Here is a 22,638-nt window from a genome sequence, read left to right on the forward strand (position 1 = left end):
ATTCAATAATTTTCCGGAAGATGTTCCCTTCCCTCCGCTACCTTGCTTACCGGATGACAGTAGCAGGAGGCTGCGGAAAAATATAAGGACGTTATTTTTTTATTTTTTTCTTGAACAATCATTCAAATAAATACAAACATCTTCATCTTAAAAAACAGACAGACATGAACAAACGTAAGACAGTGCTGCTATCCTTAGCCCTGGCGGGAGCAGCGGCCGTACATGCGCAGACGGAACAGGCAGGTAAAAGTCCCTGGGGAAGCCACGATGAAATAGGCACGCTCAACATGATGAATGAAAGCACTACCCGTGCGCTGTTCTCCGCCGTCCGTTCCGGCAAGGTATATGACCTGGGCGTGGAATACTTCACCGGCATGCCCGGCTTCACAGAGCTGGGCGACCCGCCTTACCAGTTCTGGATGACACATACGCCAAGAGGTACGGTAGTAGGCAATATCAGCAAACAAGGCGCCGCCATCAACAGAAAAGTCAGCTACACCGGAGATGCGATCTCCATGTATACCCATACCGGCACGCATATCGATGCGCTGAATCATTTCGGACTGCATGGCAAAATATGGAATGGCTACACGGCAGACGAGCACCTGAGCGACCGCGGCTGGGATAAAGCCGGTGCGGAAAAGATCCCGCCCGTCATCGGACGCGGCATACTGATAGACATTCCCGCCTACAAAGGCATCGATGTAGTACCCGGTAACTATGTACTGTCACTCAAAGAACTGCAGCAACTGATACAGGCGCAGCAGCTGCAGATCAATAAAGGCGATATTGTGCTGTTCAGAACAGGCCTGATGAAATACTTTTATACAGACCGGGAAAAATTCATGCACAACACACCGGGCGTCAGCATAGAAGCCATCCGCTGGCTGATAGAAGAAAAAGGCGTGATGACCCTGGGCGCCGATAACCTCAGTCTGGAACCGCTGCCATCAACCGACAGCGCCAACTGGTTACCAGGCCACACTTACCTGCTGGCACAAAAAGGCAGTATGTTCATTGAACTGGTATACCTGGAAGAACTGGCCGCTGCCAAAGTACGCGAATTTCTTTTCATAGGCACCCCGCTGAAGCTGAGAGGAGCGAGTGCAGGACCGTTGAGACCAATAGCTGTTTCGTTTTAAATTGCGAATTACGAATTACGAATTACGAATGAAAGCGGAGATGGGGTATTTGAGATTTGGTTATTTGAGATTTTGCATCCAATCCTTATGCTCCTTGCACTTATTGGTACAAAAGAATATTATGATTGGGTGCAAAATCTCAAATAACCAAATCTCAAATACCCCATCTCCGCTTTCATTCGTAATTCGTAATTCGTAATTTGTAATTATTTTTATCATTAAAGGGAACCATCAATTATGAAAACTGGCTTTATCGGATTAGGCAATCTGGGAATTGTTATTGCGGAAAATCTACTGGCTGCACAGCAGCCGCTTTATGTATACAATCGTACGGCCGCAAAGGCGCAGGGGCTCATAGCGCAAGGTGCTATCGTCTGTACCTCGGTGCAGGAGCTGGCAGCGCAATGTGATATTGTTTTCAGCATTGTATCTGACGATGCTGCATTGAACCATATTACGCAGGGGCCAGATGGCATTGCCGCACACCTGAAACCGGGTGGCATTCACATTGCCATGAGCACTATTTTACCGGATACCGCTATTGCGCTGGAGGCTTTACACCGGCAGCACGGCAGCATCTACCTGGCAGCTCCGCTGATGGCAAGACCTGAAGCGGCGCGTGAGCGAAAAATCAATTTCCTCGTGTCAGGCAACCAGGAAGCTATTCAGCAGGTCAGACCATTGCTGGAACAGGCCGGTGCAGCCGGCATATGGGAATTCGGTGACACGGCCGGCGCAGCCAACGTGGCTAAGCTCTCCAGCAACTATCTCATATTAACCGCCATGGAAGCGCTCGCAGAAGGTATCAACCTCGCCAGACGCAGTGGCATTGATGCAGACCTCTGGATGAAAATGCTCACCAGCACCATTTTCAATGCCCCCGTTTATGCAAGCTACAGCCAGCTGATATTAAAGGAAGCCTTTCAGCCGGCCGGTTTCTCCCTGAAGCTGGGACTGAAAGATATGAACCTCGTACTGCAGCAGGCCGCTAACGTACAGGCGGTAATGCCCGTAGGTACACAGGTACAGCAGCTGCTGCAGGAATCGGTAGCCGGCGGACTGGGCGATCATGATGTGACTGCCGTGGCCCGCACCATCGGGGCATTGTCCTGATACTACCGGATAACTTCTTCCCAAAAGACGCCCTGCTTACGGGCGTCTTTTTTTGGCGTCCGTCTATCTATTCAATAAATTTATTGAATACTTGAATATTAACTGTATTTTTGGTATTTGCTGCCAATCATGAAAACGAACGCACGCATACTGAAAGACAGGATTTATGAGGAGCTGGCCATCACTGCCAAGGCAATGGGTAATCCCCGCCGGATGGAAATCATAGACCTTCTGGCACAGGGACCATTCCCCGTGGAAGCCATTGCCAAATACACGGGCATGAGCATTGCCAATACCTCCCAGCACCTGCAGGTACTTAAAAACGCCCGGCTGGCCGAGATTACCCGCAAAGGCAACTTCATTTATTACCAGCTGGCGGGCCAGCATGTATTCAGCGCCTGGAGCGCCCTGCGTGAGCTGGGCGTGACTTACAACGCGGAAGCGAAAAAACTGGTGGAAGACTACCAGGAGCAGCAACAGCAACAGGGTATCTCTGCGGAAGAACTGCTGAAAAAAGCGAAAGCCGGCAAGGTGGTCATCCTGGATATCCGCCCGGAAGAAGAATATCAGCGAGGACATATTCATCGTGCCATCTCCATACCACTGGATGAACTGGAAAACCGCATCCGGGAACTATCTAAAAAACAGGAGATAGTAGCCTATTGCCGTGGCACCCTTTGTATGCTGGTCAACCACGCAGTGGAACTACTGGCGAAAAAAGGATATAAAGTAAAAAAATTCGATAAGGGGTACCAGGACTGGACCATGAAAGGGTATCCTGTAGATATGGCTTCACGACCTTAAACCGTACGTATGAAGGATCAAACAAAAAACACACTGAAAACGCCGCTTGATTTCAAGCAGCAATACCTCTCCGACGGGCATCATTCCTTTTGTGCCGCCTGCGATATACTGCCGCACCAGGAGAAAAATAACTTCCTGGAAATTGCGCCGCTGGAAGCGTTGAAAAGCCTGCATAAAAGCGCCTCGTTCGACAGCGCCCGCCGCCGCTTTTACACCGCCATACTCCTTACCGCTGGCAACGTACGGGAAACCATCGGTCACCATACCTATACTTTTGACGCCGGCACGCTGTATTTCATTCCGGAAAACCAGCTGCATACCATTCACTCCTGGAGTGAAGATGTAAAAGGGTATCACTGCATTTTTGATACAGACTATTTCCTGCTCTGCATTAAAAACCAGGTGAAGCTGAACCGGTTTCCTTTCTTTCAGCCGGGAAAAGACCCGTATGTCAAACTTTCGGAAGAAGAAACTGCCATGATGATACCGCTTTTCATGAAACTCAGCAAGGAGTACTGCAGTAGGAAAACCCTGAACGACGACCTGCTGGTACGGTTATACCTCAACGTATTGCTGATTGAAACAGAAAAGGTTTATCAGTCGCAGCATATCCCCGTAAGCAGGGAGCTGCCACGCAAGGAACAGCTGACAACCAGCTTCCGGCAGCTGGTATCACAACACTTCCTGGAACTCCGGCATGTTACCGACTACGCCAGACAACTGCATGTGAATGCGCATTACCTGAACGATACCGTGAAAGAACTGACCGGGCGCTCCGCCAGCAGCTTTATTCATCATCAGCTGATGACGGAAGCCAAGGCTCAGCTCATTCAGACAGACGAAACCATTGCCGGTATCTCTGACAGCCTGAACTTTACAGATCAGTCCTACTTCTGCCGGTTCTTTAAAAAACATACCGGTCTTACTCCCTTGCAGTTCCGGAAAAACCATCAGCATTAACGGATAGCAGAAATGCTTTTTGTACCAACAATCCAACGATACGTGTAACGATACGCTTCCCGGTGCTGATTAACTTTGTGGCAGATCATTCATAAAAAATATATCGACATGAATACATCATCCGTAAGTCAGCATAGTGAAGGAGCAACCCTGATACAGTTTTATGCCACATGGTGCCATCCCTGCAAACTATTATCACCCGTGGTAAATACCATTGAAGAGAAGATGTCGGATACCATTACGGTGAGCCGCGTGGATATAGACCAGGAGCAGGAGATGACCAATCAGTTTCATATTATGGCCGTGCCAACGCTGGTATTGCTCCGGGGTGGCCGGGAAATATGGCGGCATACCGGACTGCTGCCGGAAGGAAATCTGCGGACAGCCATTGCAGCGGCTATCGCCGGCAGATAAACACCTGCCCTTCCTTTATAACAGTAACGATTATACGAAAATAGTTACCAACTATTCCAATGCAGCATATCGCGTCATGCTGATTTTTATTGCCATTATACTGCAGCGTCTTCCGGCGCTGCAGTGCTTTTTATACAGATCTTCTTCCATGCAGCATTTCAGCTGTTTACGTTCCGGATGTTACTGTAACACAGAAATTAAATTTTGAAGATTTCAGTTTTTTACATTTCTTTACTTACTGAAATACTTGTATTGCCATATCAGCCTGAAGATAATCCTGTAGCCCGATTTTTTTAACCCATACAAGTACCCGAGAGAGCTAAGAAGGCCATCAGCCTACATTTTCACGCATTCCATTTACCACAAATCCGGACCTGAGTTTTTTATGCAACATTTCTATTAGTCTGAACCTGAACAAGCAACCGTCGCCTGCGTTTGCATGACCTTTTTGTTTTTTTTCGTGCCGCTGATCCAACTCCGGATCAGCATAGCCGGACTATTGTCACATCACAATCAACATACATTTATTAACCATCAATCTTTCAAACCATGAAGAAAATTTTCATCGGGCTTATTGCAGTAGCAGCCTTTGCTGTCATGAGCGTAGTATCCTGTAAAAAAGGCGGTCATCCTGAAACAGCCACCCCCCAGGCGGTTAACAGTGATATCGTGATGGCAGGTAACTTCACCCCTTTCACCCTGAACACGGGTAACGCCGGCCCATCTACCGTTGGGTTTGTGCAGTCTGCCCGGCTGTATGAAATTGATCTTTCCCGTATAGGCGCCAACGTTGATGCGGACCTACTCCGCAAAGCCATACAGGATGAGATACCGGTAGAAGTATATCTGTACCGGAATACCAACAAAATTGCCCAGGTAAAACCGGCTGGCGAACCGGCGCTGGCGGCTTACAGGAAAATGCAGCAGGCTCCTGCCGGCCCTCTGCCGGAGGCAGAACCGCCGGTAATCCCCAGCCAGGCAGCACTGAACAGCCTGTGGTCCCAACTGGCCTCCGCCCCTATCCCCTTCTCTTTCGCCACAGATGGCTGCTATGCCCGTGCGCATAAAATGAGGCAGATCATTTTAAATGCCGGTTACGACTGCAACAAATATTTCGCTTACGGCTACCTGGCTGCTTCTACCGGCTCCTGCTGTGTATTATGGAGCTATCACGTAGCGCCGCTGGTACGTTTTAAAACCACAAGCGGCGCCATCGAATACCGTATCCTGGACCCATCCCTGTTCAGCGGCCCGGTAACACAGACCCAGTGGCTGAATGCCTGCAAGAATACCGGTTGCAGCAGCAGCGCCTATGTGAGCAGCACCAGAACCATGCCCGGCAACGTTTACTATGTGTCCGCCACCAGCAATACCCCGCTGTATGACAACAACTACGCCAGTACCAACTGTGTAATAGCTACGTATAGCGGTTATTCCGGTTGCGGCCCCGCTCCGGTACTGAACTGCCCCTGAGTTCCGGCTCCGGTAAATGAACAGTCTCTGTTTCCGGTATATGGAAACAGAGACTGTATCTATCTTTCAAATTATCCAGCAACGGATATACGTGTAGCCGATACCGTTATTAACAATCCTTTACGATATTATTATATTATCTTTAGCCGGCAACGTTCCATTTAATTATTTGGTTATTTGGTTATTTGATTATTTTATTAGCATCGTATGAAATTTTTCCTGCTGATTATTACCTCCCTACAGATCGCTGTCAGCTCCTGCAACAGCGGAAACCAGCAACATGATATGACTGCAGCACAATATATAGCTACGCTGAGCGCCGATAAGTACCCGGAATACGACCTTGTTCCCAAACTGGACAAGTCAGATATAGGCGAGCTGCTGAAGCATGCCGGCAACAACCGGCTGATCAACCATTATCCGATCCCGGCGATTTCCGCGGTGCGTTATGGTCCGCAGCAGGTAGGCATGATTATTCTCTATACAGTGGAGAGCATCCGCACCCAGCGCCCGCAGGGCGTATCCAGCTATCCTTATGTACAGGATACGGCTGCGCCTTCCCGCAAGGTACCGCTGGAAGAACTGGTGCCGTTGTATAATGCCTGGTGGCAGCGCAACAAGGACAAGAGCGCAGCAGAGCTGAAAGACATTTCCCCGCTGGCGGGTACCACCCTCCGGTGGTAAACAGCAAATAAAAAGGACCGGTTGGAGAAACCGGTCCTTCCTTTTTTGGGGGTTAACAACTTTCCGGGTGCATGCCGGATATAGGAAACCACGTTGTACTGATTAATTAGTCGTAGAATAATTACAAGGGGGAAACAGAGAATTGAATTTTTTTTTCTGTAAATTGGGCTAAACCTTTTCTGCGCTTTTAATTATCTTATGATCCCCGCATCAGCATACAGCAGCCAGGAACAGGAAATCCTTGCCGGATTAAAGCAGGGAGGCCCCCGGAGACGCTCATTTGAAGAGCAGTTATACCGTACATTCCATTATCTTACCACCGAAGGGGTCAGAAAGTACCACCTGACGGAAGACGACAGCGCCTCCGCCTATTCCGACACCATTATCAGCGTCATAGATAATATTGTGAAAGGGCGCTTTGAGGGCCGGTCATCCCTCAAATCATATACGTATCAGATTTTTTCCAACAAATGTGTTGACCTCCACCGAAAAATTACGACTAATAAGGAGAAGGTTCATCAGACGCACGATCTTGACACCCTGATCGGGATGCTTCCCGACAACGCGCGTAGTATCGTACAACAGCTGATAGACAACAGCAACCGTTCCCTGCTGGAAAAGTACCTGGGAGAGATCGGCGAAAAATGCCGGCAGTTGCTGCTGCTGTTTGAAGATGGATACAGCGACCGGGAAATAGCCACGATGCTGTCTTACAACACAGCGGATGTGGTGAAAGTCAGCAGGCGCAGGTGTATGGATAAACTAAAAGAAAAAATGCTGCCCTTCAACCAGAATTATGAGTGAACTGCTACATTATATCGATGATTACTTTACCGGCACGCTGTCAGCGGCAGAAAAGCAGGCATTTGAAATGCGTTGCACCACCGATCAGGCGTTTGCGCAGGAAGTAGCTTTTTACCTGAGCGCCCGCAGTGCCATCAGGGAAGAGCTGCACGCTGAAAAGCGGCAGTCGTTTACTGCGGTAGCAGTCGCGCCGCCCCCAACGACAAAAGTACGCCGCCTGTGGTCTTACCTCGCCGCCGCCGTCATAGCAGGCATGCTACTGGCCGGCTGGTGGATATTTTCAGGAGAGCCATCCGTCAAACAGCTCTCTGCCCGCTATATCAAAGACCATCTGCAACAACTCAGCGCTACGATGGATAGTGGTCAGGATAGCCTGCAATCCGGCATCGCCGCCTTTAACCGCAAAGACTACCAGCTGGCAGCAAAGATATTCGGGACCCTCAGCACGCAACAGCAGCAGGCGCCCGACGCCATTAAATACCTGGGGCTTGTTTACCTGAACACAGGAGCATATGACCAGGCCATCGTGCAGTTTGACCGGCTCATACAGCTGCCGCTGTATGCCAACCCCGGACCCTTCTATAAAGCGCTGGCGCTGTTGCAGCGCGCCGGCCCACAGGACAGGCAACAGGCCAGGGAACTGCTGGAAGAAGTACGCAGCAGGCAGTTACCAGGCAACCAACAGGCTACTGAATGGCTTAAAAAAATATAATCATGAAAAAACCCCTCTTGCTGCTGCTGATACTCTGTATCATCATCATCATTATTTTATGCATCAGGCACTGTCACTGTAATCCCGGACCTGTTACCGGCAACCGTACAGACAGTCCCTCCAGGGCCCCTCAGCGTATTCCCGACCAGCTGGTTGTTTTCTATAAACATGCCCCTTCCCCACAGGACCTTACCGATCTCAAAAAGAAAATAAAAGACGCAGGCATCGATACCCTGCACATTGAAGTACAGCGTTGTGAAAACTGTACAGATACCCTCATGGAATTATGGAAAACACCGCATATTGAAACCTTCGTACATGCCGAAACCGTCAAAGGCGGTGCCAGTACCGGCGGCGGCACCCACACCGTAGGCGAGGACGACCTGGGCTACTATCTGCCGAATTACGTGATCAACACCCCGCCTGAAATAATACCGAAGGAACCTTACAGGTCCCGCGGACAGAAATTCAGAACAGATACCATCTACAGCCATACTGCCGATACCGTTCGTGTAGCCATTCTCGATACCGGTATTGATCCCAACCTCTTCTTCTCCTATCCGCAGTATTTCTGGGTAAACAAAACAGAGCAGGCCAATGGTGCGGATGAAGATAGTAACTGTCTGAAAGATGATCTGAAAGGCTGGAATTTTGCCAACGGCAACAATGATATTACAGACGACAGCCGCGATGGCCACGGCACGCGCGTAGCGTTGTTTATCATCAACGAATTCCAGCGCAACAATACCAATGCGCTGCAGCTCCTGATATTGAAGACGCATAATAAAAACTCCGAAGGCGACATGTTCAACATCATGTGCGCCATGTCTTATGCCGCCAGCAAAAAGGCAAAGATCATCAATGCCAGCTGGGGCTTCTACAGTCAGTATTATTTTGTATCTCCGTATGAGCCGATTGATGCTATCATTACGAGGATCATGGCATCCAAAGGCATCCTGGTGGTAACAGCCGCCGGTAACAGGATAGCCGCAGCCGACGACAGTGCCCTGCATGTGGGCATAGCGCCGGCAGACCTCCGGAACCTGGACAGACACCGGTTCTATCCTGCCTGCTTCGGCGGCAAGCCCAATAATGTACTGGTAGTCACCAGCGCCAATGATACCATGGTGAGTCCTTCCCAGAATTACTCCACCACCTATACTGACCTGGCGGTGATAGCAGATACGCTGGACGAAGGCTCGCTGAAATTTAAAATACCGCTGGTAGCAGGGCCGCCGGAATATATTGCCGGCTCCTCCTATGCTACCGCTATCGCTACCGGAAAAATAGCCGCACTGTTCCCCATGTCGTCCTGGCCGGCCCCGCCTTCCTCACCGAAGAAAGCTGATGTTCTCAGTAAGCTGGGCACTACGGTAGGCAACAAAACAACATTGGAACACCAGGTTAACGGAGGCAAATTTATCAGGCATCATTAACGTATGTATACCTGTACGCAGGCATCTCACATAAAAAATATCCTACGCAGGCAGTTGCTGATCATCAGCTGCCTGCTGTCTGCTTTTTGTGCCCATGCTCAATGTCCGCCGCCCTCCTGGTTCATGGAAAAGATTACCGCCATTGAACAGAGCGGGCTGCCGGACAATATCAGGCTACAGCAGCTGGACTCCCTGCGGTTGCTGCAGTTGCGTTGTTTTCCGCAAAAAGACAGCATTTACGCGCGTATCCTGCATCGCATGGGCGACCTGTATCATTACGCACAAAAGTGGCCAGACGCCCTTGCCTTTACGAAAGAAGCCGTAGCCGTCAACCGTAGCTCCAAAGGCCGGCAGGAGTCTTTTCTTGTCAACAGTTATTTCAATCTGGGCGTTTTCTATAATAAACTATTTCTTTACCCGGAGTCACAACATTATTTTGACAGCTGTATTCTTACAGGATTGCATTATCCGGAGAAAAGAAGAATTGTGATGATGGCACTGGAAGCCAGGGCATTTTCCCTCTATGGTACCGGCGATTACCAGCGGGCCGCAGAAGCGGCCGATCTGGGAATCCTGGTAGCGCAGCGCATGCAGGACACGCTGTGGGAAGTAGCCATGCTGGCCCAGAAAGCACAATCCCTGCTGGCAATGGAAGACAGCACTGCCGGCCTTCTGATCCGCAAAGCCCTGCGGCTACTGCCACCGGATGCTCCACCCGCACACCAGGTAGCCTGCTATACCATCTATGCCGGCGTTCTGGGTAAGGAGAAACAATACCGTCCGGCTATCGCCGCCTACCGGCAGGCGCTCCGCGTAAACAGGCAGCAGCAGAGCTGGGATCAGTGCGCCCGTAATATGCTGGACCTGGGCAATCTGTACATGGATGATATGAAAGATGCGGGGCATGCCTTCAGTTCCTATAAGGAAGGGATACCATTTGCGCGGCAGTCCGGCGATCCGTATATCCTGGCAGGCGTATACAACAATATCGGTACGGCCTGCTGGAAGCAGCGCAAATACCGGGAAGCCCTCTCCTGGTATCAGCGTGGTTTGAACACGCTGCCGGTGCATTTCAGGGACTCTTCCCTGCAGGCCAATCCTGACTATCATATGCTGCGGGAAGCTACCAACGATTATTTTGTATCTACCCTCCTCAGCAATAAAGGGGAATCATTACTGGCCCTGTTTAAATCTACCGGCGACAGCCTGTGGCTGCAATATGCGCTGAAGGCCTACCAGGCCGCAGATATGTCTGTAGACCTGATGCGGTGGAAGCAGTACGGCGAACCTTCACGCCTGTTCTGGCGCATCCGCACCAGGGCGATGTATGAAAAAGCTATTGAAACCTGTTACCTGTTACAGGATGCTCCCGCAGCCTTCCGCTTCTTTGAAAAGAGCCGCGCCGTGCTGCTCAATGACAAGCTGAATGAACTGGGTGCGCGGAAGTACCTTTCTGCAGCAGATATTTCCAGGGAACAGCAGCTGCGTATCCGCGTGGTATCGCTGCAGCAAGAACTGGACGCCACCCCGCCGGATTCATCCATGCATCAGACAGTGTACCAGCAACTGCTGCATGCCCGCGATGCGCTGGAACGTTTCATACGCGGGCTCGAAAAAGCGCATCCCGCCTACTATCAGTACAAATATGACACTGCAGTACATACGGTAACGGATATACGCCGGCGGCTCCTCTCACAGGGAGAAACGCTGGTCAGTTATTTTGTGGCCGACAGCAGCGCCTATATACTCGGTATCTCCGCCGGCAGCTGCAAGTTGCTGAAAACAACCTTCCGGCATACAGAAGTACAGGAGCTGATGCAGCTATGTACCTCACCGACCTTGCTGGAAGTGCAGTACCGGCAATACTGCCGGCTGGCCTGGCACCTGTATCACCGGTTGTTTGCTCCCCTGCAGCTTACGGCAGGCAGGGTCATCATCTCTCCGGATGAATACCTGATTCCTTTTGAAGTATTACAATCTGACAGTACAGATTACAGCAGCTACCTGCTTAAAAAATTTGCCTTCAGCTATACCTATGCTGCCGGTTCGCTGATGAAGACAATGCCGGTACGCACAGCGGCCACGCACTCCCTGTTGGGCATCGCGCCGGTGAACTATGCCGCTTCCCTGCGGCTGCAACCCCTGAACGGAGCCGATCAGTCCTTACGCCTTATCGGCAGTAACTATCGCGGCGCCCTGAATATAACCGGTGAAAGAGCTACCAGGCAACGTTTTCTGGAACAATTACCCCACAGCAGTATCGTGCAGCTCTACACACATGCCAGCGCCGGCGACCAGGATAAAGACCCCGTATTATACCTGGCTGATTCCGCATTATATCTTCCGGAGATACAGTTGTTACGCGACACGGTTACTTCACTGCTGATACTGTCTACCTGCGAATCCGGCGCCGGCCGCCATGCACGCGGGGAAGGCGTACTCAGTCTGGCACGCGGCTTTACACTGACCGGCATACCGGCTGTAGTTACTTCCTTATGGCAGATGAACAACGAAGCCACCTATGAGCTGACAGAAAACTTTCACCGGCTACTGCTACAGGGCCTCCGTAAAGATGAGGCCTTGCAGCAGGCCAGACTGCAATACCTCCGTAACCATGACAGCGGCCATCAGCTACCCTATTTCTGGGCAGCAGCTATCCTGATCGGTGATACGTCCGCCATTCCTGCACCGGCAGCAGGCAACAGCCGTCTTTACTGGTGGCTGGCCGTAGCAGTCGTGGGTATCCTCACGCTTATTTATCTCTTCCGTAAAAAACGGTCATAACCTTGTTTCCTTTTAGTGTGGTTGATGCGACTAATAATATAGTCCGGTATTCCGGATATATTTTCTGACTCCAAAAACTTACTACTATGGAAAATACCACTGCATCGAGGCATGAGCAAATATTCTCACAGGCCGATCATTATGTGAGGACTTACGGATACTATCCCAATCCGGAAGATCCGGATCCCAAGCCGTGGCCGTGGCCTATAGGCCCTGTGATCCGCGAGGCCCACAGAAACAGCCTGCTGACACTGATAGCGCACCGGCATCCTGTATTATGGGAAATCATTAACGGCCCGGGTCCGCAGCCCTGGAAGTATCAGTACACCGCCGGTCCCCGCCCTGATCCCTGGCTGGGAGCAGAAGCCTGGCGGATTACGTTTGCACGGAACGTAGCGTATGCTGTTATTGAAAAGGTGGAGCTGGCAGCCTTTATCAGCGGTAATACCAATGGCGGTAGCGGCCATTCCGGCGGGGTGAGACTACTGCAGGCTTTAACAGATGAATTATGTCCGCCTTACTTCGTGAAACCACACATTCCTCCGAAGCCGAAATTTGATTCGCTGGAATTATTTGTGATGGCACTGGAGTTCAGGCAGGCAGCTAAGTTCACCGCAGAAGAAGCGTTGCAGAAAGCGCTGCTGTCTGCCGCAGAACAGCTGACAGAGGCAGGATTCAAGCTGGATAACGACCGTCTTTAAACTATCACTTAAATAAATCAGACTATCATGAAATCTATCTTCAGATCCTGTTTGATGCTGGCAGTTGCCGGCTTGTTATTCTCCGGGTGCAAAAAAGGCGATACCGGTCCGGAAGGCCCGGCAGGCGCTGCCAATGTGATTTACACCAGCTGGGTGCCTACCAGTATCTGGGTGGCTTCTACCACCTCCGCAGGCGCCGGTAAAAAAACCTATTACTTTGACATCGCTGCCGCTAAGGTGACGCAGGAAATCGTCGATAAAGGCACTGTACTCGTATACATGAAATTTGTTTCGGACCCCGATGGCGACGGCATTGCCAAACTCCTGCCCAGCATCTATTACAATATAGGTGGCGCCGGTACGCAATACCGTTTTCAATACGGGTTATTTCCAGGTAAAGTGAGGATCATCGCTGATGTTTTGCCCGCCGGCATCCCTTCTGAAAGTAACATGGTCCGCTATCTCATTATTCCCGGCGGCGTGCCTAATGCGCGCGTAGCTGGCCGTGACTATACGAAAATGACTTATGAGGAAGTCTGCCGCCTCTACAATATTCCCCTGTAATGTTACACATAAACCAACGGGATAGGCCGCTCACGGCTTATCCCTTCTTCTTCCCGCCGACACCTTTCCGGTAGTTACTCCGCTGGTCTTTCCTCCATTGCCCGCAAATGTTTACATTTAATGCATGAGTAAACTACCGGTTACATTTTATCGTCAGCAAGATGTCACTGTGATAGCCCGGCAGCTGCTGGGACAGCACCTGGTCACTAACATCAACGGGGAACGTACTTCCGGCATCATCGTGGAAACAGAAGCCTATGCCGGCATTACGGACCGCGCCTCCCATGCCTGGAATAACCGCAGAACCCAGCGCACCGGCATCATGTACGCCGCCGGCGGCGTATCCTACATATATCTCTGCTACGGCATACATTACCTGTTCAACGTAGTCACCAACATACAGGATGTTCCAGACGCCGTACTGATAAGAGCCTTGCAGCCCCTGGAGGGCCTTCCTCTCATGCAAGCCCGCTATCAGCATAAAATCCGGCCCTCCTATACGTCCGGCCCCGGCAATCTCTGCAAGGCCCTGGGCATAGATCCCTCCTTCAACGGCGAAAGCCTCAACGGCCATAAAGTATGGATAGAAGCAGGCAGCCGCATCCCGGATGCACAGATTGTTGCCACCCCGCGCATAGGCGTACAGTACGCCGGAGAAGACGCATTGCGGTTGTACAGGTATTATGTGGAGGGGAATGGGTGGGTAAGCCGGGGGAAATAATTACGAATTGCGAATTACGAATGTAGAAGCGAAGAGCTAAACGTAGACTTAGGAGGATATTTTTAAGTTATCACCTTAAATCTACGTTTAGCTCTTCGCTTCTACATTCGTAATTCGCAATTCGTAATTCGTAATTCTATTATTACATAATCAGCACCCTATCTATATTCCTCGAATAAGAATTCACGACAGACGTTAGTCTTCTGCCATGGGCAAATTTCCAGTTATCCATAATAAGGAGGGTGCCGGGATTAAAGGGTACTTCTACCAGGTTGTCGATGACCAGCTGGTCCCATTTGTTGAAGGCATCCCAGTTTTTTTCGATGGTATCGGAGCGGAAGCGGTAGAAGACTTCTTCGTTGAGATAGTTGACTACCTTGCCTTGCAGGGTGCCGCTGCTGCGGTTGGAAGGATGATGGATATCCAGTACGCGTTCGGAGAGGCTGGCTCTTTCTTCTTCAGTGAGTTGCAGGAAGGCGCCGTGAATATCTGAAACATGCATGTGATTATTTTCGAAGCCATTGGCTTCGCGGCAGTAGAGAATGAGGTACCTCGGAGGTATTCTCCAGTAGGATTTATCGTTGTGCAGGGGTACGTTTTTGGAACCTACTTCTGCGCTGGTACGGATTTCAGTGACATGATCGTTACCTCTTCCGATGGGAATAACTTCTCCGAAGAAATAGGCAACGGAGAGTAATGTTTTGGGAGAAATCTCTCCGATGTCTGCCGACACATATCCCTGCGCTTCCAGTGGGCCGGTGATAGCCTGCAGGATCGCTGCTTCTTCATTTTCAAGGGTGGCGAGGTCTTTATTTAACGTCATAGTTTGCATGGTCAAAAGTATTGGTGTGAATTAAATTTTTTTCTATCAGGTCCTGGTAGGTAGGCAGGTTGTTGAAGGAGAATTGCGCTCCTGCCTTCGCCAGATCGGAATAACGGATATAGTTGAAATCATATTCCGGAGGCAGGAAGGTAGGCGGCGGCAGTACGAAATTGCCGGCATCATTGTACAGGCGGCCAAACCAGGTCTGGTCTGCAAATTTGGGATGATAGTGACGGTCTTCCTCCGCACTTTCCAGTCCGGCGTTATCGTTGCTGAGCCTGAGCGGATGTTCCGACGCGATATAATCATCTGCTATGATTTTGCTCACAATCAGTTCCTGGTTATTTTTCAGGGCAGCGTCAGCATAACGGAAAGACATCAGGTAAGGTACTGCCAGGCCGCCCACCTGACGGTAGGCATCGAGAAACTCAAAACGCTTTTCGATTTCCCTTTTAGTGTCTATCGCTGAAATAGACACCCTGATCTCGGCTTTGTTCTGCGCGAGCTGCCTCATGATTTCCAGGGATGGTTTGGTAAATATTTTGGAGATGATGACCAGCCGGATATTGTATTCCATCAGTATGTCCGTGGCAGGTCCCAGCAGGTCCCAGGATTTTTTGGAGAGAGAACAGTCGGATACCCATCCCTGTCTTAACCAGCGTTGCTGTGACGGCAGGTTAACAATTGATTCCCGGAATTTTGCTTCATCAAACCGGTTGATGTGACGCATACCGAAGTTGAATCCTTTATTGATCCAGTATTCAGCTGCAGAGCAGTTACCATAGCAGATACTTTTGATCGGCAGGCATCCGGAGTAAACATCTGTCATCAGGTAATCAAAAGGCAGGCCGGCGCTTTTACCACAGAGAATGTCATAGACGGGCATTTCAGCAAGGTCTTTTTCACTGATTGATTTGAGCGACGGCCGCTGGAAGGCAATGGCCCTGCTGTCATCAAAGTGCAACAAATGATTCATGTCGTTCGTTTTTAGTGATGAAGGAAAACAGGTTACAAAAACGTTAATGGCTATACGTTACAGAGAATCGGGCTTAGATTGAATCATTTAATCGATAACAATACGCTGGCAATAGGAATACTGTTAACAAATCTTTCTCTCGGGTTAATCCAGGGATCGTTAAACCGAATGTAATAAAAATAAATTGAGCCACGCAATTTTTTTTATTATCATTATGTTATCTCCAATAACAAATCAGCAATCGTCAAAACACGCTACGCATCAACATTATAGTGCCATTCACCGCTATTAAACCGCAGTCTGCCACTGATCATTCCCTTCACCTTATCTTGTTACTATTTTTACCGGTGAAAAGAAAATCATCCTGGTATTGCATCAAAAATTTTACATTTAAAAAATCATTTCACAGAGATGATTTAATCCATTAATCACTGTTGTAAACATTAACCCATGAACAGTACCACCAGATTTACCGGAAGAGCGGACCTTTATGCACGCTACCGGCCGGGATACCCACCGGTTGTCATCGATCATCTGCGCGAAGCTATAGGGCTGCATCCCCGGATGCTGATAGCAGATATAGGCTCTGGTACCGGTATATCTGCCGAAGTATTTCTGAAGAACGGCAATACTGTTTATGGTGTGGAACCCAACGACGCAATGCGGGCAAAGGCAGAACTGCTGCTGCAGGATTATCCAGCTTTCAACAGCGTGAACGGACAGGCAGAAGCCACCACGCTGGAAGATAACAGCATGGATATTATCCTCGCGAGCCAGTCCTTTCACTGGTTCCGGCAGGCGGAAGCCCGCAGGGAATTCAGCCGCATTGCCCGGAAAGATGCCTACATTCTGCTGATGTGGAACATGCGTGAGATCAGCAACCCCTTTTCTGCCGCCTACGAAAATATTTTTGCCACCTACGGCACCAATTATTCCGACGATGGCCGGGATGTGACAGCGGAATCCAAAACCATTTCCTTCTTCGCCCCCTGCCCCTTTGAAAAGGTGATTTTTTCCAGCACGCAGGAGCTGACATATGAAGTGGTACGCGGCCGGCTGCTGTCTACCTCCTTTATGCCTTCAGAAGAAGATGATATCTGCGAAGAGATGATAGCAGTATTGAAAGAAAATTTTGACCGCTATGCGGAAAACGGGAAGGTAAAGCTGGATTATACGACAACATTGTATATGGCGAAAGCCCACTGAAGATTTTGGAATTTTGGAATTTTTTGATGTTGGAATTTAAAATGCAGCGGATATTTTCGCGAAGTTCTCCGCTGCATTTTAAATTCCAAAATCAAAAAATCCGAAAATCGAAAATACATCAATTAAAATCTACCACTTGTGAGAAAACATCTATCCCTTTTAGCCGGCATACTGTTACCGGCGGCTTTACTGGCGCAGGAGAAAATAAATATGGAGGTGATGCAGCAGATCAGGACTGAAGCCCTGGAACATTCCGGAGCAGCAGAGCTAGCGCATCAGCTGACGGATATTGCCGGGCCTCGGCTGACCAACTCTCCGGGGTATATGCGGGCAGCGAAATGGGCCGTACAAACCCTGCGGCAATGGGGACTGAACAAAGCCGCACTGGAGCCATGGGGCGTGTTTGGCAAAGGCTGGAGCACAGAACATGTGTATGCTGCCATCAAAAAACCATATTACCAGCCGCTGATTGCTTTCCCGCTGGCATGGAGCCAGGGTACCAAAGGGCTTGTTACAGGCAATGCCATCCTGCTGGATAGTATGACCATTACGGCTATTGACAGGCTGGGCAGCAACCTCCGCGGCAAAATAGTACTGCTGCATACCAAAGACACCCTGCTGAAACCTGCTCCTGCCATCTACCGGTATCCGGACAGCGTGCTGAACAGCCTGCCGGATAAATACATGGTACGGCGCGAGTCATTAACCAGGCACCTGGAAACAGCGAAGCTTACAGCCGCCGCGAAAAAACACCTGGCTACAAAAGGCGTGATCGCATTAATATCCCTGCAGGGCAACGGAAGAGACGGCACCATGGAAGTAAATGGCCATAACGGCTATGCCAAAGGTTTTGAGCTGCCTGTTCCGGAGCTGACAGTTACCAAAGAAGATTTTCTGCGCATCAGCCGCCTGCTTCGTTCATCCGTTCCCGTTAACCTGGAACTGGATATACAGAACAAGTGGTATACCGATGATCTCAACGGTTACAATGTTATCGGCGATATTACCGGTACAGATCCGGCATTGAAAGATGAGGTGGTGATTGCAGGCGGTCACCTGGACTCCTGGCACAGCGGCACCGGCGCCACAGACAATGGAGCAGGCTGTGTTATTATGATGGAGGCACTGAGAATACTGAAAGCCATCGGCGTACAGCCCAGGCGCACCATACGCATTGCCCTGTGGGGCGGCGAAGAACAGGGATTATACGGTTCTTTCAATTACGTCAAGAAACATTATGGCAACCCGGCAGACATGCAGCTGTTGCCGGCACAACAGCAGGTATCTGCTTACTTTAACCTGGATAACGGCTCCGGTAAGATCAGGGGTATCTACCTGCAGCAAAACGATGCCGCCGGCCCTGTATTCCGCAGCTGGTTAGCACCGTTTGCCGATCTGGGCGCCACCGGTGTTACCCGCAGCAATACCGGCAGCACCGATCACCTCCCCTTCGATGCAGTAGGTATTCCTGCATTCCAGTTTATACAGGACCCGCTGGAATATGAAACCAGAACGCATCATACCAACATGGATACTTACGAGCACCTCTCCATGGACGATATCAAACAGGCATCTGCAGTAATGGCCGCCTTCCTGTACAATGCCGCCATGCGCGATGAAAAGCTGCCCCGCAAGCCGCAGCCCCACGCAGAGCAGTTTGTGTTTGACCTGAACTATCCGCTGTAAAATTTTTGCTGTACATCATTTTCCTACGGGCCGCAGGATTCATTTATCTTGCGGCCCAAATAATATATAGCAGTATGGAAAAAGAAACATTCTGGAAAATCATGGAGACAGCTTCCACGGCAGCTGAAGAAGAAAAGGCAGGAAAAATTACGCAACTGCTGACCTCCTGCTCTCTGGAAGACATAACAGACTTTGAAATTATCCTGCGGGAAGCCATCATCGAACTGGACGATTTCAGTATCATGGGCATACTGAAAGTCATGACCGGCCGCGTAAGCGACGACGCCTACGTATACTTCCGATGCTGGCTGATCAGCCAGGGGAAAGCAGTTGTTGAAACCGCCCGCACACAGCCGGATAACCTGGCAGCGATCGTGCATGAAAATACCTATCCTGATTTCGAAGAGCTGCTGTATGTAGCGGACGATGCCTACCTGCAGAAAAGCGGCCTTACAGAAGAGGAAGCAGAAGATAACCTGCCCCGGAATGTGGCATACGAAAGAGGATTGGATTATGATTTTGAAGCGCCGCCTACAAAAGGTATTCAATGGACAGCAGATGATCTTCCCCGGCTCTATCCGAAACTCTGGGCTGTTTACAACGCTTAACACGCGCAAATCATTACCTGTGCTGGTTCTATGCCGGACAACACCTCTCCGGCAAAGAACCAGCTACCCCATAAATAAATAATTACTGCCGCTGATAAAAATCCCGTTTTTCAGTGAATAATCCGATGCATATTTCTATGTACATTTATCAGGTGAAAACCGATGGCGTTATGAAAAGCCTGTTTATGGAAAAGTGCCGGCTCCTGTAATGCACGTTCATCAATAATCATCCAATAGTGGTTCCCGCCCGCATCAAGCCCGGCTGGCGTTGGCCATCATATACGATTTTGTTCCGGGAGGAACAGGAAATCCGTTCTCCCGATTTTCTAATCTATAAACCAAATCAATTATGAGAAAGACCAATGAAAAAAAGCTGGTGCTGTCTAAAATTAAAATTTCCAGTCTGAGTAACCAGCCTTTGCACTTCGGAAAGGATGCCACCATATTTGTTGGGTGTAACACACAACCCGGCGGCGGTTGTATCAGAACGCACTACAATACCTGTGGAGACTGCGTTCCTACTTTCTTTGACTGCTGATTCATGTAGTTATTTTTTTATTTGAGATTTTCTTTCTCATCAGTATCTCTTCTTAACGGTTTTGAAGGCACCCTGACGGGAAAGAAAATCTCAAATAAAAAAATAATCAAATAACCTTTCTTTACGGCAGCTACAAACAAAGAGAGGATGTACCTGACGGTACATCCTCTCTTTGTTTGTGCCTGTTTCTTTCCATCAACAAATATAAGAGTAACATCAGTTGCCAACGGCTACGGCAGCGTTTACATAGCCCCATCCCAGTTTGGAATCCCGGTTGGGATAGTTGCTGGAAGCACGTTTCATCCTGGCAACGATGCTGTCTTTCGGATAAGAAGGATATTTACTCCATACCAGTGCCGCAATGCCAGCTGCGCTGGCAGTAGCCACGGAAGAACCGCCTACGGTACCAGGCGCATCTCCGGTGGCAGTAGTGGTCAGCGGATTTCTGCGGTTGCCGTTTTTCTCCATGATAATGGTAAAGGCCACCTGGCTTCCGGTATGGCAATTCTCGCAGGGCGTGGTAATGCTCTCTGTAACACCGGTTACCGCCTGTACGGCCGGCAGATACGCAGGATAAATCACACCGAGCAGTCCGCCGAAGAAAGAGTTGGTTGTACCTGCGGCGCAGAACAGCAGCTTACCTTTATTGTTCGCATAATTCACTGCGTCGGTAACCTGTCCTGATTCGAAGATGGTGCCCATACTCATGCTGATAATTTTCACGGAAGCGTTATCGCCGCCCTGTACATAAGCATCAGCAACGCCCTGTAAAGATTCTGAAGACAGCAGCACCACATTCTCCGCCGCATGTACGGCCAGCAGGTTACAGTTGTACGCAATACCGGCGCTGTTGCCGTTTACGCCTCTGGGAGCGGCAACTACACCAGCCATTTTGGTACCATGACCACAGACATCTGCCGGCGTACCACCGGGATAGGTAACGCCTTTTTCGACAGTTCTTCCGGTGGAAGCGCCCTGGTTAAAGCTGCTGCCCAGGTTAGCCTGATCCGGACTGGTTCCGGTATCTATCACCATCACTTTTACATTGCTGCCGGTAGATTTTGTCCATGCTTGTGGAATGCTGTGCAGGGCATAGTTCCAGGATTGTTTGGCGCCGGGTGTAATATTGAGGTAATCCGTACCTGCTACCAGGGAAGTATTAGGCAGGTTGGCATCGCAGCCGAATGATAATCCGCCGGACTCTGTGGCTGGAGAACGTTTTGCAGCCTGGCCATCATTCATATATTTTCCGTAGCCGGAAGGTTCGGCGTAACGCACCATGCCTGATGCGCGCAATGCCTTCACGGTAGCCAGCCGGCTGGCTTTTACATAAAACACAGGTAACCGGGAAGCCTCGTAGGTAATGATGTTTTTGGCATTGGCGCCGGTAACTTTTTCATTTTCTGCAATTAGATTTAGTACGGTTTGTCTGGCTGCCTGCCAGGACTGACTGCGGATGTCGATTTTATCGATCATCTCATCCAGGTTACCGGTACCCGCAGGCCGGTAGCCTACCGCCAGGATGCTGTCGCCCTGTACGAGCGCACTCCAGGCTACTTTATCGCCTACCATCTTCCAGTTGAAGCGGTCGTTCAGGCGGAGTTGTTCATTTACCAGGGCATTGATAGCAGATTTTGGGATCACTTCATTCGGGTTTTCACCGGCAGAACCGGGATTCAACGGCGTTTCCTGTCTGTTACAGGAAGAAGAGGCCACTATGAGCAGACAGGCTGCGAGTAAATAAGAAATTCTCATGAATAAAATTTAAGTTAACAAAGATTTGAAATGATTACAGGAGGTTTCTCTGATCGCTTATGTTGATGGATAGTACGGGCGTCCGGGGTAATAATGACACAGCTTCCGCTCATGTGGCTTCCTGTGTCCGCATGAGTTTTTCAACCGTAGGTCCGTGCTGGTAAACCCCGGCGGTGGCAGCGTCAAAATGTAATGTCAGGAAATTTATCCGGGTTATACTGTCGGGTTATGTGCCTGGGTTACATAGTTAACAATTTATAGACCGGCAGCACATTTTTGCAACAAAGATGACTGCCTGCATTATTAGTACTCCGAATTTAATAAACATATTCAAACCTGCAAAAATTAAGCGCCTGAAAATAAACGTGAAACGCCGCAGGATTGCAGTAATAATCATTATTGACAGCAAAAAAAAGGAAGGCATCTGCGTTCTTCATAATTATTTTCTGTAATCCGGAACTTTTGATTATATTCATTATATGTCTAAAGTCAAAGATGTAATAGTAACCCTCTCCCGGAAACATCCTGAAACCGGAGAACCGGCGCCTGCGGGCCTTACCTATGTTATAGGCGTGCTCGGGCATAAAAAAGGCTGGTATGAGATCCACACTGAAGAACTGAATAAACTGAAGAACGAAGACCTCCAAAAAGCGCTGTATAACATGCTGCATCCTCAGACGCATCACTAACAGTAAATGAAGTCCTGCACATGTGTTATGTTTTCTGGTAATTAC

22 protein-coding genes are annotated in these 22,638 nt (G+C 49.6%); 19 read left to right on the forward strand and 3 right to left on the reverse strand.

Going from position 1 to position 22,638, the window contains the following annotated elements; translation table 11 throughout:
- The first annotated feature begins 164 nt into the window (after positions 1 to 164).
- From GWG06_RS18060 to GWG06_RS18125, 14 genes are all read left to right on the forward strand, one after another.
- The gene (locus GWG06_RS18060) at positions 165 to 1,142 is read left to right on the forward strand and encodes a cyclase family protein (RefSeq protein ID WP_160714873.1); all 978 of its coding nucleotides are present in this window, start codon (positions 165 to 167) and stop codon (positions 1,140 to 1,142) included.
- A 237-nt stretch (positions 1,143 to 1,379) separates the two neighbouring features.
- On the forward strand, positions 1,380 to 2,255 hold the full coding sequence (locus GWG06_RS18065) for an NAD(P)-dependent oxidoreductase (RefSeq protein ID WP_160714875.1): 876 nt from the start codon (positions 1,380 to 1,382) through the stop codon (positions 2,253 to 2,255).
- Between the two features lie 129 nt (positions 2,256 to 2,384).
- Positions 2,385 to 3,059 (forward strand): ArsR/SmtB family transcription factor, encoded by a 675-nt coding sequence (locus GWG06_RS18070; protein WP_160714877.1) that lies wholly within the window; start codon positions 2,385 to 2,387, stop codon positions 3,057 to 3,059.
- Positions 3,060 to 3,068: 9 nt separating this feature from the next.
- Positions 3,069 to 4,019 carry a helix-turn-helix domain-containing protein gene (locus tag GWG06_RS18075; RefSeq protein ID WP_160714879.1) on the forward strand — a complete coding sequence of 317 codons (951 nt, stop codon included), beginning with the start codon at positions 3,069 to 3,071 and terminating at the stop codon, positions 4,017 to 4,019.
- Positions 4,020 to 4,127: 108 nt separating this feature from the next.
- Positions 4,128 to 4,433 carry a thioredoxin family protein gene (locus GWG06_RS18080; RefSeq protein ID WP_160714881.1) on the forward strand — a complete coding sequence of 102 codons (306 nt, stop codon included), beginning with the start codon at positions 4,128 to 4,130 and terminating at the stop codon, positions 4,431 to 4,433.
- Between the two features lie 549 nt (positions 4,434 to 4,982).
- Entirely contained in the window at positions 4,983 to 5,906 is a 924-nt protein-coding gene (locus GWG06_RS18085) for a protein-glutamine glutaminase family protein (protein ID WP_160714883.1), read from the forward strand.
- Positions 5,907 to 6,113: 207 nt separating this feature from the next.
- Positions 6,114 to 6,590 carry a DUF4943 family protein gene (locus GWG06_RS18090; protein WP_127043037.1) on the forward strand — a complete coding sequence of 159 codons (477 nt, stop codon included), beginning with the start codon at positions 6,114 to 6,116 and terminating at the stop codon, positions 6,588 to 6,590.
- A gap of 198 nt (positions 6,591 to 6,788) precedes the next feature.
- Positions 6,789 to 7,394, forward strand: coding sequence for an RNA polymerase sigma factor (locus tag GWG06_RS18095; RefSeq protein WP_127043039.1), 606 nt, complete (start codon positions 6,789 to 6,791; stop codon positions 7,392 to 7,394).
- Positions 7,387 to 8,106: a hypothetical protein gene (locus GWG06_RS18100; RefSeq protein ID WP_160714885.1), complete on the forward strand. Its 720-nt coding sequence runs from the start codon at positions 7,387 to 7,389 to the stop codon at positions 8,104 to 8,106. The genes GWG06_RS18095 and GWG06_RS18100 overlap by 8 nt, the downstream gene beginning before the upstream one ends.
- A gap of 2 nt (positions 8,107 to 8,108) precedes the next feature.
- A complete protein-coding gene (locus GWG06_RS18105; RefSeq protein ID WP_160714887.1) occupies positions 8,109 to 9,542 on the forward strand; it encodes a S8 family serine peptidase in 1,434 nt (477 codons plus the stop codon).
- Between the two features lie 3 nt (positions 9,543 to 9,545).
- Positions 9,546 to 12,326: a CHAT domain-containing protein gene (locus GWG06_RS18110; RefSeq protein WP_160714889.1), complete on the forward strand. Its 2,781-nt coding sequence runs from the start codon at positions 9,546 to 9,548 to the stop codon at positions 12,324 to 12,326.
- A gap of 86 nt (positions 12,327 to 12,412) precedes the next feature.
- Complete coding sequence (locus GWG06_RS18115) at positions 12,413 to 13,027, forward strand: hypothetical protein (protein WP_160714891.1); 615 nt, start codon at positions 12,413 to 12,415, stop codon at positions 13,025 to 13,027.
- A 27-nt stretch (positions 13,028 to 13,054) separates the two neighbouring features.
- The gene (locus tag GWG06_RS18120) at positions 13,055 to 13,591 is read left to right on the forward strand and encodes a hypothetical protein (protein WP_160714893.1); all 537 of its coding nucleotides are present in this window, start codon (positions 13,055 to 13,057) and stop codon (positions 13,589 to 13,591) included.
- 124 nt (positions 13,592 to 13,715) lie between these two features.
- Positions 13,716 to 14,312: a DNA-3-methyladenine glycosylase gene (locus GWG06_RS18125; RefSeq protein ID WP_160714895.1), complete on the forward strand. Its 597-nt coding sequence runs from the start codon at positions 13,716 to 13,718 to the stop codon at positions 14,310 to 14,312.
- Positions 14,313 to 14,454: 142 nt separating this feature from the next.
- Here the strand turns inward: GWG06_RS18125 and GWG06_RS18130 are convergent, their stop codons facing one another.
- Both GWG06_RS18130 and GWG06_RS18135 read right to left on the reverse strand, forming a co-directional pair.
- Positions 14,455 to 15,135: a TauD/TfdA family dioxygenase gene (locus tag GWG06_RS18130; RefSeq protein WP_160714897.1), complete on the reverse strand. Its 681-nt coding sequence runs from the start codon at positions 15,133 to 15,135 to the stop codon at positions 14,455 to 14,457.
- A complete protein-coding gene (locus GWG06_RS18135) occupies positions 15,122 to 16,111 on the reverse strand; it encodes a hypothetical protein (protein ID WP_160714899.1) in 990 nt (329 codons plus the stop codon). Before GWG06_RS18135 ends, GWG06_RS18130 begins: the two co-directional genes overlap by 14 nt.
- 450 nt (positions 16,112 to 16,561) lie before the next feature.
- Between GWG06_RS18135 and GWG06_RS18140 the strand changes: the two genes are divergently transcribed.
- The 4 genes from GWG06_RS18140 (at position 16,562) to GWG06_RS18155 (ending at position 20,149) form a co-directional block, all read left to right on the forward strand.
- On the forward strand, positions 16,562 to 17,317 hold the full coding sequence (locus tag GWG06_RS18140; protein WP_160714901.1) for a class I SAM-dependent methyltransferase: 756 nt from the start codon (positions 16,562 to 16,564) through the stop codon (positions 17,315 to 17,317).
- A 138-nt stretch (positions 17,318 to 17,455) separates the two neighbouring features.
- Positions 17,456 to 19,003, forward strand: a complete 1,548-nt coding sequence (locus GWG06_RS18145; RefSeq protein ID WP_160714903.1) for a M20/M25/M40 family metallo-hydrolase — start codon at positions 17,456 to 17,458, stop codon at positions 19,001 to 19,003.
- A gap of 74 nt (positions 19,004 to 19,077) precedes the next feature.
- Positions 19,078 to 19,611: a DUF4240 domain-containing protein gene (locus GWG06_RS18150; RefSeq protein ID WP_160714905.1), complete on the forward strand. Its 534-nt coding sequence runs from the start codon at positions 19,078 to 19,080 to the stop codon at positions 19,609 to 19,611.
- 349 nt (positions 19,612 to 19,960) lie between these two features.
- Positions 19,961 to 20,149, forward strand: a complete 189-nt coding sequence (locus GWG06_RS18155) for a hypothetical protein (RefSeq protein WP_127039129.1) — start codon at positions 19,961 to 19,963, stop codon at positions 20,147 to 20,149.
- Between the two features lie 216 nt (positions 20,150 to 20,365).
- Here GWG06_RS18155 and GWG06_RS18160 read toward each other — a convergent pair whose 3' ends face one another.
- On the reverse strand, positions 20,366 to 21,904 hold the full coding sequence (locus GWG06_RS18160) for a S8 family serine peptidase (RefSeq protein ID WP_160714907.1): 1,539 nt from the start codon (positions 21,902 to 21,904) through the stop codon (positions 20,366 to 20,368).
- A 479-nt stretch (positions 21,905 to 22,383) separates the two neighbouring features.
- Here GWG06_RS18160 and GWG06_RS18165 point away from each other — a divergent pair, with 479 nt between their 5' ends.
- A complete protein-coding gene (locus GWG06_RS18165; protein WP_127039121.1) occupies positions 22,384 to 22,593 on the forward strand; it encodes a hypothetical protein in 210 nt (69 codons plus the stop codon).
- The last annotated feature ends 45 nt before the right edge of the window (positions 22,594 to 22,638 follow it).

It is taken from the genome of Chitinophaga solisilvae (genome assembly GCF_009928525.1).
GTDB classification, from domain to species: Bacteria; Bacteroidota; Bacteroidia; order Chitinophagales; family Chitinophagaceae; genus Chitinophaga; species Chitinophaga solisilvae.

Coding starts and splice junctions, on each gene's coding strand:
- GWG06_RS18140 (WP_160714901.1), top strand. CDS start 16,562: ATGAACAGTACCACCAGATTTACCGGAAGAGCGGACCTTTATGCACGC.
- GWG06_RS18160 (WP_160714907.1), bottom strand. CDS start 21,904: ATGAGAATTTCTTATTTACTCGCAGCCTGTCTGCTCATAGTGGCCTCT.
- GWG06_RS18085 (WP_160714883.1), top strand. CDS start 4,983: ATGAAGAAAATTTTCATCGGGCTTATTGCAGTAGCAGCCTTTGCTGTC.
- GWG06_RS18120 (WP_160714893.1), top strand. CDS start 13,055: ATGAAATCTATCTTCAGATCCTGTTTGATGCTGGCAGTTGCCGGCTTG.
- GWG06_RS18090 (WP_127043037.1), top strand. CDS start 6,114: ATGAAATTTTTCCTGCTGATTATTACCTCCCTACAGATCGCTGTCAGC.
- GWG06_RS18125 (WP_160714895.1), top strand. CDS start 13,716: ATGAGTAAACTACCGGTTACATTTTATCGTCAGCAAGATGTCACTGTG.
- GWG06_RS18110 (WP_160714889.1), top strand. CDS start 9,546: ATGTATACCTGTACGCAGGCATCTCACATAAAAAATATCCTACGCAGG.
- GWG06_RS18095 (WP_127043039.1), top strand. CDS start 6,789: ATGATCCCCGCATCAGCATACAGCAGCCAGGAACAGGAAATCCTTGCC.
- GWG06_RS18065 (WP_160714875.1), top strand. CDS start 1,380: ATGAAAACTGGCTTTATCGGATTAGGCAATCTGGGAATTGTTATTGCG.
- GWG06_RS18115 (WP_160714891.1), top strand. CDS start 12,413: ATGGAAAATACCACTGCATCGAGGCATGAGCAAATATTCTCACAGGCC.
- GWG06_RS18135 (WP_160714899.1), bottom strand. CDS start 16,111: ATGAATCATTTGTTGCACTTTGATGACAGCAGGGCCATTGCCTTCCAG.
- GWG06_RS18080 (WP_160714881.1), top strand. CDS start 4,128: ATGAATACATCATCCGTAAGTCAGCATAGTGAAGGAGCAACCCTGATA.
- GWG06_RS18100 (WP_160714885.1), top strand. CDS start 7,387: ATGAGTGAACTGCTACATTATATCGATGATTACTTTACCGGCACGCTG.
- GWG06_RS18060 (WP_160714873.1), top strand. CDS start 165: ATGAACAAACGTAAGACAGTGCTGCTATCCTTAGCCCTGGCGGGAGCA.
- GWG06_RS18150 (WP_160714905.1), top strand. CDS start 19,078: ATGGAAAAAGAAACATTCTGGAAAATCATGGAGACAGCTTCCACGGCA.
- GWG06_RS18165 (WP_127039121.1), top strand. CDS start 22,384: ATGTCTAAAGTCAAAGATGTAATAGTAACCCTCTCCCGGAAACATCCT.
- GWG06_RS18155 (WP_127039129.1), top strand. CDS start 19,961: ATGAGAAAGACCAATGAAAAAAAGCTGGTGCTGTCTAAAATTAAAATT.
- GWG06_RS18130 (WP_160714897.1), bottom strand. CDS start 15,135: ATGACGTTAAATAAAGACCTCGCCACCCTTGAAAATGAAGAAGCAGCG.
- GWG06_RS18105 (WP_160714887.1), top strand. CDS start 8,109: ATGAAAAAACCCCTCTTGCTGCTGCTGATACTCTGTATCATCATCATC.
- GWG06_RS18070 (WP_160714877.1), top strand. CDS start 2,385: ATGAAAACGAACGCACGCATACTGAAAGACAGGATTTATGAGGAGCTG.
- GWG06_RS18075 (WP_160714879.1), top strand. CDS start 3,069: ATGAAGGATCAAACAAAAAACACACTGAAAACGCCGCTTGATTTCAAG.